Annotated in this window: 13 protein-coding genes; all 13 read right to left on the bottom strand. The window is 39.1% G+C overall.

What is annotated here, in order from left to right; all coding sequences use genetic code 11:
* Positions 1–5 precede the first annotated feature (5 nt).
* The 13 genes from tolB to ACZ5V8_RS02135 all read right to left on the bottom strand — a co-directional run bounded on the left by tolB (position 6) and on the right by ACZ5V8_RS02135 (position 11,761).
* Positions 6–1,328: a Tol-Pal system beta propeller repeat protein TolB gene (gene tolB / locus ACZ5V8_RS02195; protein ID WP_464218167.1), complete on the bottom strand. Its 1,323-nt coding sequence runs from the start codon at positions 1,326–1,328 to the stop codon at positions 6–8.
* Between the two features lie 5 nt (positions 1,329–1,333).
* Positions 1,334–2,428 (bottom strand): cell envelope integrity protein TolA, encoded by a 1,095-nt coding sequence (tolA, locus tag ACZ5V8_RS02190; RefSeq protein WP_464218166.1) that lies wholly within the window; start codon positions 2,426–2,428, stop codon positions 1,334–1,336.
* 11 nt (positions 2,429–2,439) lie between these two features.
* Positions 2,440–2,871, bottom strand: a complete 432-nt coding sequence (gene tolR, locus ACZ5V8_RS02185) for a protein TolR (protein ID WP_464218165.1) — start codon at positions 2,869–2,871, stop codon at positions 2,440–2,442.
* Positions 2,871–3,566 carry a protein TolQ gene (gene tolQ / locus ACZ5V8_RS02180; protein ID WP_117002196.1) on the bottom strand — a complete coding sequence of 232 codons (696 nt, stop codon included), beginning with the start codon at positions 3,564–3,566 and terminating at the stop codon, positions 2,871–2,873. Before tolQ ends, tolR begins: the two co-directional genes overlap by 1 nt.
* Before the next feature lie 339 nt (positions 3,567–3,905).
* On the bottom strand, positions 3,906–4,694 hold the full coding sequence (mazG, locus tag ACZ5V8_RS02175) for a nucleoside triphosphate pyrophosphohydrolase (RefSeq protein ID WP_464218164.1): 789 nt from the start codon (positions 4,692–4,694) through the stop codon (positions 3,906–3,908).
* Positions 4,684–5,460 carry a hydroxyacylglutathione hydrolase gene (gene gloB, locus ACZ5V8_RS02170; protein ID WP_464218163.1) on the bottom strand — a complete coding sequence of 259 codons (777 nt, stop codon included), beginning with the start codon at positions 5,458–5,460 and terminating at the stop codon, positions 4,684–4,686. Before gloB ends, mazG begins: the two co-directional genes overlap by 11 nt.
* Complete coding sequence (locus ACZ5V8_RS02165; protein ID WP_464218162.1) at positions 5,457–6,629, bottom strand: hypothetical protein; 1,173 nt, start codon at positions 6,627–6,629, stop codon at positions 5,457–5,459. Before ACZ5V8_RS02165 ends, gloB begins: the two co-directional genes overlap by 4 nt.
* Entirely contained in the window at positions 6,626–7,876 is a 1,251-nt protein-coding gene (locus tag ACZ5V8_RS02160) for a hypothetical protein (protein ID WP_464218161.1), read from the bottom strand. Before ACZ5V8_RS02160 ends, ACZ5V8_RS02165 begins: the two co-directional genes overlap by 4 nt.
* A 14-nt stretch (positions 7,877–7,890) precedes the next feature.
* Positions 7,891–8,631, bottom strand: coding sequence for a uroporphyrinogen-III synthase (locus ACZ5V8_RS02155; protein ID WP_464218160.1), 741 nt, complete (start codon positions 8,629–8,631; stop codon positions 7,891–7,893).
* A complete protein-coding gene (locus tag ACZ5V8_RS02150) occupies positions 8,612–9,034 on the bottom strand; it encodes a SufE family protein (protein WP_464218703.1) in 423 nt (140 codons plus the stop codon). The genes ACZ5V8_RS02155 and ACZ5V8_RS02150 overlap by 20 nt, the downstream gene beginning before the upstream one ends.
* Before the next feature lie 58 nt (positions 9,035–9,092).
* Positions 9,093–9,626 (bottom strand): TIGR00645 family protein, encoded by a 534-nt coding sequence (locus ACZ5V8_RS02145; protein ID WP_464218159.1) that lies wholly within the window; start codon positions 9,624–9,626, stop codon positions 9,093–9,095.
* Positions 9,627–9,653: 27 nt separating this feature from the next.
* Positions 9,654–11,063, bottom strand: coding sequence for a TolC family outer membrane protein (locus ACZ5V8_RS02140; protein ID WP_464218158.1), 1,410 nt, complete (start codon positions 11,061–11,063; stop codon positions 9,654–9,656).
* A 29-nt stretch (positions 11,064–11,092) separates the two neighbouring features.
* Positions 11,093–11,761: a protein-L-isoaspartate O-methyltransferase family protein gene (locus ACZ5V8_RS02135; protein WP_440616228.1), complete on the bottom strand. Its 669-nt coding sequence runs from the start codon at positions 11,759–11,761 to the stop codon at positions 11,093–11,095.
* Between the last annotated feature and the right edge of the window lie 162 nt (positions 11,762–11,923).

Genomic DNA, 11,923 nt, shown 5'->3' with positions numbered 1-11,923 from the left:
CGCTATTACACAGCTGGTGACCATGCGGGTGATTGAATGGCGCCTTGTGTGTTAGATGGTAAGCTAATTTGAACCTTGCCGTCAATCGACACCATCGCAAGATTGGCACCCCCTGAAGGCTGACCTTGTGCATAGATAATCATGTTGCCATCTGGAGACACACTCGGAGATGAGTCCATTGAACCATGCGTTAATACCGTAATCTTCTTATCTCTTAAATCGACTTTGGCGATCTGCGTACCTGAGCTACTGTCTTTTTGATACATAAACACAATACTTTGACCATTTGCCGTGTATTGCGGATCAAACGCTTGTTTTGTGCCATATGTTAAGCGCTCTGAAGCAGGATATTTGCTATCAATATCGGTGGTATAAATTTGTGGATTGCCACCACGGTTTGAGACAAAAGCAACCTCTTTACCTGATGGCGAGAAGGTTGGCGCTGTATTAATACCATTTAAAGTCAGCTTCTTATACAGTTTATCATTATTCAAATTCATTAAATAAATATTGGTATTCTCAGAATAGCCTTGAGATAACGCCATTGCCAAAGTTGTACCATTGGGTGAGAATGCTGGCGAGCTATTAATCCCTTCATAGTTCGCAACCTTTTTACGCTCACCGGTATAGACACCAATCGTATAAATTGCCATGCCACCCTTGTGATAACTGACATAGGCAAGATATTTGCCATCTTTCGACCAAGTCGGTGACATAATCGGTTCTTTGGTTTGGCGCAACAACACATGTGGATTAAAGCCATCATAATCCGATACAACTAGCTGATAAACTGCCTTTTTTACATTATAAGGATTCTCAACATCGATATATGCTAATTTTGATGTAAAGTAGCCTTTGCTACCGGTAATCGCCTCATAAATATAATTACTAATGGTATGCGCTAATAATCGCAATTGACTTTCTTGAAGATTGGTAAATTTACGTGCACTTAACACCTTGCCACTGAGCTTACTGGCTAGCTCATACGTGATATTATAGCGTCCATTGTTTTTATCAATCTGTCCGATAAGTACATAATCTGCTGACCATTTCGACCAGATGATTTGTTGTACATTATCAACCTTTTGTGCAAAGTCTGACGTCTGTGGCTCAATACGCCCTGAATTGCGAAGGTCATCAGCAATAACCGCTGCAATACCATCTGGCAGCTGACTATTTTTAATCATTTGCCCATTAAATGGCATCACTGCCACAGGAATTTGTTGAGACACCCCCTGAGTAATATTAATGGTCAAACGTGCCTGCGCTGAGCAGGCTACTATCAATGTTAAAAAAAGCAACCAATATAGTTGTATCATTTTGCGCATATTTATCACCCTTGTTGTCCAAATTTAAAATCAATACCTTGTGCAATAAGCTCTCTTGCTTTTTTATCCTGCGGTAACGCTGGAGCTTGTGCATTTTTAAAGGCTAACAGCAGTGAACGATCACACTGTTTACTACCACTGGAAACAGAAATTGCTGGATCAGCTCCAGGGACAATCATTACTGTAGGTAAATGATCTGCACTTATTTTGCGACAATCATCCATTATCCACACCGCTTCAATTCGCGCCTTATAAGCACTTGCATATGCTTGTAGCGCTTTTTCAGTAGCGCTTTGCGCCGAGGCTTCCGCACTTTGCGCGTTTAGATCATTTAAAGCAGACTGCCTTAAGGCATCTAACGCGGCTTTTCGCGCCGCTGCTTCTTTTGCCTCTTTCGCTTCTTTTTCTACCTGAGCTTTCTTGGCTTCGGCTAGTTTTTCAGCTTCTTGTTGCGCTTTTAGTTGCTCCGCCTTTTCTTTAGCAATCTTTTGTGCTTTCTTTTGTGCTTGTTGTTGAGCTTTTAACTGTTTTTCTTGTTTTTCCTGCTTTTCTTTTTCCGCTTTCTTTGCTTCTTCTGCTTGTGCTAAGGCTTTTTGCTTTTGCGCCTCTTTAGCTCGCGCCTCTGCCTCTGCTTTTAACTTGGCTTCTACTAATGCTTTTTGTTTGGCAGCCTTTCTTGCCTTTAATTCCTCTTGACGCTTTATCTCCGCAGCATGTGCTTTTGCAATCTTCTCTTCAATCGCTTTGATCTTCTGTTGACGCTGTTCTTCTTTAGCAAGCTTTTCTTGTTTTATTTGCTGCTGTTTTTGATCAAATGCAGCAACTTGCTGATCGACACTTTCACTGGAAATTGCTGTTGCTTGGACAATCTCCTTGCTATTCAATGTCACAACAGTACGTCCACCAGTAAGATTAAGCGTGTTCTTTTTTGTTTGCAAAACACTGGCAATGATAATTAAACCAATCACTAACGCCACATGCAACAAAACAGAATAGCAAAAGCTCAAACGCTCAGGTGTTGCAGTGGCCGCCACATAAAGCCTCTTAACACATGCCTTTAGTTGATTAAACTTGCTTGATTGCTTTGACTTATTGGTCATAAATACGTCGCTTACTCTTTAGGATCATCAGTAACCAACCCAACACTCGCTAAACCTGCTTTTTGCAGCAGAACCATCGCTTCAACCACTTGACCATAACTTGCATTTTTATCACCACGCACATAGATCTGCTTGTCTTTATCTTGCGCTAATGTCGTGGCAACAAGCTCACTTAGTTGACTTGCTGTTAATGCGTTTTGCTCATCATTGCGATTTATAAAATATTGACCTTGTTGATTGACTGTCACAATCAACGGTTTTTGATCAGAAGGTGGGATTTTCTTGGCTTGTGCTTGCGGTAAGTCAACCTTGACACCCTGTGTTAGCATCGGTGCCGTAATCATAAAAATGATTAATAACACCAACATCACGTCGATATACGGAACGACGTTGATCTCAACCATCGCTTGACGTTTGGTTCGACGCGAGTTTCTTCGACGCATTATGCTTCCTCGCTTATCTCAGATTTATACGCTTCGCGATAAAGCAAAGTACATAATTCATCTTGAAAGTTTTCATACTCAAGCAACACCCCATCGACCAAACGTGAATAGCGGTTATAACCAACCACCGCAGGAATTGCCACAAACAGACCTAAAGCTGTAGCAATCAAGGCTTCAGCAATATGTGGCGCCACCATTGACAAAGTGGCTTGCTCCACACCACCTAAGGCGGTAAACGATGCCATAATACCCCATACCGTTCCTAACAAACCAACATAAGGCGCAATAGAACCAATCGTCCCTAATAGCGAAATTTGATGTTCAAGTTTTTCACTTTCTTGCATCATTGCCACGCGCATTGAGCGCTCAACACCTTCTAAAACAACATCACCATGTAATTCACCTTGTTTACGTAACCGCATAAATTCACGAAAGCCACAGCTAAAAAGGTAGGATAACCCTTGGTTTTTGTGTTTATTGTGCTGCAGCTCTTGATAGACTTTATTGATATTTCCACTCGACCAAAAACGCTTAGCAAAAGCTCTTGCTTCAGTTTTGGCAGACTTCAGCACTTGATAACGCTGAATCATAATCGCCCACGACCAGATAGAACCAACGATTAAAATTAAAATAATTAACTGCACAACGATGTCAGCATTTAACACCAAATGCCAGAAAGACAAATTATTGGACACACAAGATCCTTTTAAACTTAAATAAAACAGGTGCTTTATTGTATTATGATTACATAAATTACCAAAGGAAATTACGGCGGATTTCTTATCTTGTTACAGCGCATAAGTAATATGAAAAAGCTTTTTTCACTTTAATGGCACTACCTTAATAATTAGCTTATGAATATAGGCTTTGCAACGAACTTAACTCTACCATCCCTGACAAAAATGGATTGCCGCGCATCCATGCTCGCAATGACACCTTCTGACTCGTCATCCTGAGCCAGGATGGCGTGAGGATCCAATGCGAAGCTGCCATGGATGGTTAGAGATCCTGCTAAAGGTAGTGCTATTAACTTTTCACTTAACTTGCTTTTGCAAATCCCACAACCTGTTTAGCTCATCAGCATCCGTATCAAGCATACTACGATCTTGCGCTTTTAATGCAGCTTCCACGCCGCGAAAACGTCTGGCAAATTTTTGATTCGCTTGACGCATTAACATCTCAGGATCTGCTTTTAAGTGTCTGGCAAGATTGACACAGCTAAAGAGTAAATCACCAAGCTCATCTTGTGCTTTTTGCTGATCATGTAATAGCACTTCTTTAAGCTCATCCACCTCACTTTCAAGCTTGTCAAAGACATCTTCTATTTTCTGCCAATCAAAACCGACACCTGAGGCTCTTATTTGCATTTTCTTGGCGACAGTTAATGCCGGAAGATTCAAGGCAATACCATCAAGCTCACTGTTTAATTTGCCGCGTTCACGCCGTTTTATATCTAGCCATTGTTGCTCTAGCGCCTCAACATCTTTGATATTACCTTTAGCAAAAACATCTGGATGGCGTTCAATCAATTTTCGGGCTAACGCATCCACTATATCGCCAAACTCGAATAATGCCTGCTCTTTGGCAATTTGCGCATAAAAAACCACTTGGTTTAACAGATCTGCCAACTCATATTTCACCGCTTCACTTGAGTTATTCTCTATTGCATCCACTAACTCATAAGCTTCTTCAATCGTATATTCTGTTAAGCTTTGCCACGTTTGCGCTAAACTCCATGCGCACCCCTTATCTTTATCACGCAATGCTGACATGACATCTAAGAGATCAGAAAGTTGATATTTTTCCAAAGTTTTAGAAGACATCTTTACGCGCTCTTAATTCACAAAATGCTGTTTGCGCATCAATGACATGCTCATTTTGCTGGCGTAGAGTTGCTTGAAGTCCACTTTCGTTTGCTCTAAAGAAAATATTCATTTGATTCTCATCAGCAAGCGTTGTGATAGGTTTATCCTCAGGCGCTATGTCCGTGACTTTATCAAACCATTGACGATAATAGCTATCTTGCGGCTGAATTGATTGCGCAAAAGACAAATTATTTTCAAAATAATCATGCGCTGGATACAGTTTTGTTGTTTCCGGCAGTGATCGCAGTTTCTCAATGCTATGATATAAACGCAGCACATCCGCCGTACTATCTTTGACATTGCCAACACCTGCTGTAAATATCGTATCCCCACAAAAAAGAAGCTCTTGTTGCGGGAAATAAAAACTGACATGCGAGGCAATATGTCCAGGACATTTAATTACCTGACAATTCGCTGTATTAAAGTTCAGTATTTCATTATCCTGAACATAATGATCAACCTGATGACCGCGATAATGCTCAAAATGTGCATAAACGGGAATATTGTATTTCGCCTTTAACGCAGCCACTGCTGCAATATGGTCACCATGATCATGCGTGAGTAAAATAGCTTCTGCTTCAATATTATATTCAGTTAAAAATTGTTCATAATGATCCGCCATTGTTGGATCAATAATCAACGCCTTATGATTGACGTCGTTGACAACAAGATAATTATAATTTCTAAGTGGATTGTTCAAATACCAACGTTTAACATATATCATAAATGCTCCAGTAATAACTGATCATGCAGCGCACGGTACTTTTGTGCTTGATTTGGCATCGATTGCTTATAAGCTAGTCGCTCTTTTGCTAATAAATATTTCAACTGTTCAGCTATCGTTAAAGCGCTTTCATGCACCTTGGATAAGTTTGCAGCGACAAATTCATCATCTTGATAAATCAAGGCAAAACTTATGATCAAGATATTCAAGCTTTGATCATCTTGCTTTAACTGTTTAAGCCAACATGAACGCACAAATTCATACGCCGCATTCTCTTTTGTAAGCTCTAAATATAAGCTAATAAGTGGTTTATCAAATGATGCAAGCAAGCGCTTTTGCATGCGCTCTTTAAATTCATCTTGCGGCACCAAGCTATATAAACGATTGAAATATGCATATTCTGCATCAAGTGACAGATTATGTGTCCGTGGCACACTTTGCCAGATTTCATTTAAATCGCGTAAGGAAATCGCATGACGAAATAACTGCTGAAATGCATTATCAGCAGTTAATGAAGATAAAACTCGATGATATTTTAATAGCGTGTTTTTCGCATCAATAATTCTTTTTTCAGCCAACTGACTGTTAATTAACGCCTCAATAATTTCAATGCTATTTGGTGAGTCTTTGATTAATGTAAGCAACAACGGCATCGCTTCATCAAATGCTGCCACCTTATAAAAAACCATTGCCTGATAATAGCGCCAAACAAATGTCTTTTTGTTGGCTTTACTTGAAGTTTGCAAGATGCTTTGCAGTTCCTGAAATTTTCCCTGCAAAAGTAAACTCTGCCAATACAACATCACCAAACCATCACCAACTATAGGCATATTAAGCTTTGCTAGCGTATATTTTTTCTCTAATCGATGATGGTCTTTTAATAAATATGCCCTTTGCATTTCAACCAACTTATAAGTCAATCTATCACGCCTACGTACACGCAAACCTTGCCACCACTGTTTTGGGCTCAACAATACAAGCCTTAATAAGTGATATAAAAGACCAAGAATACAAAAGAGCGCGACAACCAATACCACAAAAAGCCATAGTGGTAATTTGATCAAGGTATCTTTTACAAAAAACGCCACAACCCCAGGATTAGCAATTACCCATAAACTAATTAATACGGCTAACGCACAAACCAACACCAACCAGATGATTTTTTTCATGGCTGATTACCTTTGGTTTCAGTTGCCGGAATATCTTTGGATGAAACGTTACTTCCTTTTAATATTGCATGAGTTAATGCATCAATATCACTATTCATCACATCGGTATTGATAACGTGAACCTTACTTATAACATCTATGATTTTCTTGCTAGAGTCATCAGTCTTAAAATACTGCTCAAGCGTTTGTTTAAACTGTGTTTTCACTTCAGTAAGCATCTGTGAGTTGTTATTAATCACGGCAAGCTTTAACTGCCAGAGCAACTGATAGAGACTTGCTAACACTTTCATCTGCGCCTGTTGGCTTAATAATAATTGATCCTGAGGTTTCATTTTCTCAACTTGGATAAGTGACTTCATTTGTTGCCAAGAATGCGATAATGCATCCTGCCAAGTATTCTTTTGATTAATTTCATTCACATCATTTTTGTCTGACTGATTATTTTTAACCAAAGTCAATGGTGGCTGAATATGCAAACTTAATAGTAGTTGCTGTAGGTTATTAATTTTAGCCAAGCTTTCATCAATACTCGGTTCATTATTAATTTGCGTAATCAGTGCATCTAAAGCGGGCATCCATTTAGCGGCACCATCAACATTCATTAATAACGCTTTTGCTTGATTTAGGAAAAATAAACTCTGCGTTTTACTACCTAAAACCTGCCAAGCCTGTTTGGCAAATTGCAGATTAATAACAACCGCTTGTTTATGCATTTGTTGAATCTGTTGACTAAGCTGTGAACTAGGAAGCAAATAACTTTGTTTTAGTTGTGCTACATTTTGTGCTAGTTGCACTTGATTAAGCTGATTGGCTTTTAGCGCTTCAGTGACCGCATTTTGCTGATTTGCCTGCTTTGCTTCAAGCGCATCGATCATCTTGGCTTGATTATCAAGTTTTACCGTCTGAGCGTCTAACTTACTTTGTAGAAGCTTCGCTGCTGTATCATCGGTCTTAACAGGTGCTGACACCACTGATTCAAGTTTTTGCAACGTTTGGTTATAGCTTTGCTGCTTATATAACACAAACATACTTGCTGCCAAGCCTGAAATCGCAAAAATAAACACGACAATGACAATAGCAACGTAGCCTCGCCAACAACTTATTTTACTTTCCTTGCTAGCCTTCTTTACCACTTTACTCTCGCTTTTAGATTTGTCAGCAGTCAAGCTTCCATTATCTTTCTTTGCATGAACTGTCGCTTCGGCTAAATCAGCGTCGTTACCCTCATGAGTTCTTTTTTCTGACATACTGTCACATCCTCTTATCGTAGCTTAATGATCTGTGCTACAAGCTGATCATGGGTTAAATTCTCTAACAGATATAATTTAACAAAACCTTGGCGTTTAGCCCAGTCCAACATTCGCCTATTTGTCACAGTAACCGTACATTTTTGCTGCCAATCACTAAAAATATGAAAAATGGGCATTGATGCTTTGAGTGCATCAAAGCTTGTATAGAGTAAAACTTTAGGATGCCTAGTGCACCAATCAATCTGCTGCACTTTCCTTAGTAACTCCCTTTTATCACAAGGCTTACGTTCATAACAATTGATCAGTGAAAAACTTGCCGCTTGTTGTTGTAGCACATTGGTTAATAATTCACGCCCACCTACGCCTTTAATCAGCAAAAAATGGCGATCACTTAGCGATTGATCAGTATCTGACAAGATTGCTAACAGATGCTCTGAATCGGCTTTATCAGGATAATGCGCCTTAATACCATGCTTATGTAAGGCTAACGCTGTGGCGCTACCAACTGCCCAAATAGTCGCATTAACCATTATTGCATGATCAGGAACAGCACTGAAAAATGATTCCACCGCATAGGTACTGGTAAAAATAATATCTGTATATGCCGCATTCGCTATTTCAAAAGGAATATATTTAATCGTAAATGGCTCAACTGCCAACGCAGAAATATCATGGCAATGAAGTGCATCAACCAATAGAGAAGCTTTTGGTTCAGGTCTAAAAACAATAACCTCAGGCGCTAACATCGACATATTTCTGTGCCGTACCATAGATATAATTAATCATTGCATGCAGCCCATTGTTGCGCGTGGGACTTAAATGTTTTGCTAAGCCAATCTCGCTCATAAAATCAGTATCTGATGCTACAATTTCTTTTGGCGTAGATCCGCTATAGACTTTCAATAACAATCCAATTAAGCCTGAAACAATTGCCGCATCACTAACCGCATAAAACTTGAGTTTGCCATCATCGAAAATGGCATCAAACCACACTTGTGATTGACAACCTTTGACCATATGCGCTTCATCTTTTTTATCCTCTGGAAATGGCTCAAGACTCTTACCTAAGCCAATAAGATAGGCGTATTTATCACTCCAGTCATCAAAAAAATCAAAATCATCAACTATTGCCTGTTGGCGGTTTTTAATTGTCATCATCTATCCAGTAGTTTTTAGTGACACGCCTTGCATTCAGGCGCTTAACCACATATGTCTATTCTTTAATTTTCTTCTCTAGCAACCCAACAAACACCAAAATAAGTGCTGAGATTAAAAACGTCAAATGCAATACAACATACCACAGTAACTCACGGTTTGATAACTGCGGGATATCTAGAAATTGTTTTAACAACGAAATCGATGAAATCGCTACAATTGAACCTGCAATTTTAAGCTTAACCCCCGTATGTGATAAACGCTTAATCCAAATCGGCTCACCAGATTTGTGCTCAACGTCAATCTTAGAGACAAAATTCTCATAGCCACTAATAATAACAATAACAATCAGGTTTGCAACTAAAACGGTATCACAAAGTGTCAACCCCAACACGATTAATTCATGCGGCTTAAGCACATTGATACTGGTAAAAAGATGCAATACTTCATTGGCCATTTGATAAACAAATGCCAAAAGCACCAATATCAAAATAAGATAAATCGGTGCCTGAATCCAACGGCTAGCAAAAACAATGCGTTCGAGAAAAACTTCTAGGTAGCTTAGTCTGCCGTCTTTTTTATTATTTGACATTTAAGGTATGCCTTCTATTAACTAATACTAAATTTTGCCACTACTTTTAGTAGAAACTTTATCTGCAGTTAGCCACTTATTAATCGCATTGATATCTTTGTAACTAATCACACCGGCAGTATTCTTGAGTGTTAGCAAGTCATTAATATAGGCGTATTTCGACTGTGCATATTGCTGCTGCGCTTGGAAAAGCTGCTGTTGCTGCTGCAAAAGATCAACAATCGTATGCGTTCCCACCTCATAGCCAGCTTTCATTGCTTTCACGGAAGCCTCTGCGGCAATCACCGCCTGCTTATAAGCTTCAACTTGCGCAATGTCAGATAAAACGGTCAAATAAGCTGTTTTCAACTGGCTTTCGGTCGCTCTTTGCGCTTCTAGTAACGTATATTTTGAGGCTTCTTTTGTATATTGCTGCTGTTTTAATGAGGCATAATCACTGCCACCGTTTAACACATTCCAAGACACACCGACACCAACTGATGCACTATTGCTTCCTGAAGTGTAATTAGTATTTTGATAGTTTAGTCCTCTTGAAGCTTTGGCTGTTAATGTTGCTGCGGGTAAAAAATTACCCCATAAACCACTGACACCCGCCTTAGCAGCCTCCAAAAGAAACTGATTCTGGACGATGTTATAATTTTGCTTTAAGGCAATATCCATCCATTTATCCATATTATCTGGATCTGGCTTATCAAACGGGAAGTTATTACTTAAATTTTCAATTGAGGTCACTTGTTGACCGATAATTTGACTTAATGTCGCATAGGATGTTGCCAAATCATTTTTTGCTTGAACCGTTGCCGCCACAGCTTGCTCATATTGTGCTTTGATTGCCTGAACATCGGTAATGGCAGATAAACCAACTTTGTATTTCTCTTGTGTTTGATTTAAAAGCTCTTTGTTCCATGATTGGTTCGCTTGTGCATATGCTAGATTATCCTGAGCTTGCAACACCGCAAAATAAGCACTGGCAACATTGGTAATCAGACTTGCTTGCGCCATTACAAAAGTAATTGCATCAGCTTTTGCCTGATAATCTGCATAATTATAACCACCCCAAGCACCCCAGTTAAAAAGTGCTTGAGTTGCTGTTAAGCTTGGTGATTGTGTAAAGTATTTTGACTTTGCCCCAGTAGATGCATCAGCAGTCGAGCTGTAGTTGCCTTGTGCATTATAACTTAGCGTAATATTTGGCAAAAGCTTGCCTAATGCCGCTGGCACGGCCTCTTGAGTAGAGTGAAATGTAGCTTCTGCCGCCAAATACTGTGCATTTCGTTTTTGCGCTAACTGATAAATATCCGATAAGTTTTGCGCTTGTGTCTGTGATACATTCGCTGTAGTAGTTGTTGTTTGCGTTTTTGTCGGAGAATCAGCAGGCTCTGCTGATGCATATCCCAAGAAAAGCAATCCACTCATTATTAAGGTGATTTTTTTCATCTATTTACCTAACCTTTTATCATTATTACCTAAAATTGAAATGTTTCATCCTGCACTTTTTGCCCTACTGGCTTATAAACATCAAACGTTGACATTTGCTGGTAAGATCCATCCGCATTCTTTTGTACCAAAACAGCCTTAGCATAGCTATCTTTTTCAAGAAAGTACAACATTCTACCATTGGCAGCGAGATATTTTAGATAATCCGTAGGCTCTGATTTTTGCATCTCTTTAACAATCACTAAGTCAAAAACATTATGCTGTTGCAGCAACTGGTTTAAAACATCCACGCTATTTTCTTTATTCACATGATATTTAGCATTGTAAACGCCAATCGTTTTTAGCGCATTTCTGACATGATTTAACATATCTTCATGCTGATCGACCACATCAACTAACTTGGTGAGCTTTGCCAAAAGTGCTGTTAAATAACCGCTACCACAGCCAAGTTCAAGTACTCTTTCATGCTTTTTAGGTTGTAGTAATTGCAGCATTTTAGTCACTGTTTGTGGTGTTAATTCATATTGATGGTGATTAAGCGGAATCTCAACCTCTGAATATGCAACCTCTTTATAATTACTAGGAACAAAAACCTCACGCGGGGTGTCAATAATCACACTGAGCAAATCACCATAGGGTACACCTAATGTTCGTATTTGCTGTTTGATCATATTTTCTTTTGCAAGCTCTATATTCATGCACAAAACCTTTTTATCTACTTTGATTATTTCAAATCTTAATCTATTGAGTCAGTGGCAACTTTGGTCACTTCAACTTCACATTTTCAATTAACGCGCACTATACCACAATTTAGTGCTGGTTATTCTAAATGCATTGATGAATATATTCAAATACTGTTA

Source organism: Cysteiniphilum sp. GTC20157 (assembly GCF_055396795.1).
This window is presented reverse-complemented; position numbering and strand designations above follow the sequence as displayed.

What these genes read in the sequence shown, in the direction of transcription:
- tolB (WP_464218167.1), bottom strand. Translation starts at nt 1,328, where the DNA reads ATGCGCAAAATGATACAACTATATTGGTTGCTTTTTTTAACATTGATA.
- tolA (WP_464218166.1), bottom strand. Translation starts at nt 2,428, where the DNA reads ATGACCAATAAGTCAAAGCAATCAAGCAAGTTTAATCAACTAAAGGCA.
- tolR (WP_464218165.1), bottom strand. Translation starts at nt 2,871, where the DNA reads ATGCGTCGAAGAAACTCGCGTCGAACCAAACGTCAAGCGATGGTTGAG.
- mazG (WP_464218164.1), bottom strand. Translation starts at nt 4,694, where the DNA reads ATGTCTTCTAAAACTTTGGAAAAATATCAACTTTCTGATCTCTTAGAT.
- gloB (WP_464218163.1), bottom strand. Translation starts at nt 5,460, where the DNA reads ATGATATATGTTAAACGTTGGTATTTGAACAATCCACTTAGAAATTAT.
- ACZ5V8_RS02165 (WP_464218162.1), bottom strand. Translation starts at nt 6,629, where the DNA reads ATGAAAAAAATCATCTGGTTGGTGTTGGTTTGTGCGTTAGCCGTATTA.
- ACZ5V8_RS02160 (WP_464218161.1), bottom strand. Translation starts at nt 7,876, where the DNA reads ATGTCAGAAAAAAGAACTCATGAGGGTAACGACGCTGATTTAGCCGAA.
- ACZ5V8_RS02155 (WP_464218160.1), bottom strand. Translation starts at nt 8,631, where the DNA reads ATGTCGATGTTAGCGCCTGAGGTTATTGTTTTTAGACCTGAACCAAAA.
- ACZ5V8_RS02150 (WP_464218703.1), bottom strand. Translation starts at nt 9,034, where the DNA reads ATGACAATTAAAAACCGCCAACAGGCAATAGTTGATGATTTTGATTTT.
- ACZ5V8_RS02145 (WP_464218159.1), bottom strand. Translation starts at nt 9,626, where the DNA reads ATGTCAAATAATAAAAAAGACGGCAGACTAAGCTACCTAGAAGTTTTT.
- ACZ5V8_RS02140 (WP_464218158.1), bottom strand. Translation starts at nt 11,063, where the DNA reads ATGAAAAAAATCACCTTAATAATGAGTGGATTGCTTTTCTTGGGATAT.
- ACZ5V8_RS02135 (WP_440616228.1), bottom strand. Translation starts at nt 11,761, where the DNA reads ATGAATATAGAGCTTGCAAAAGAAAATATGATCAAACAGCAAATACGA.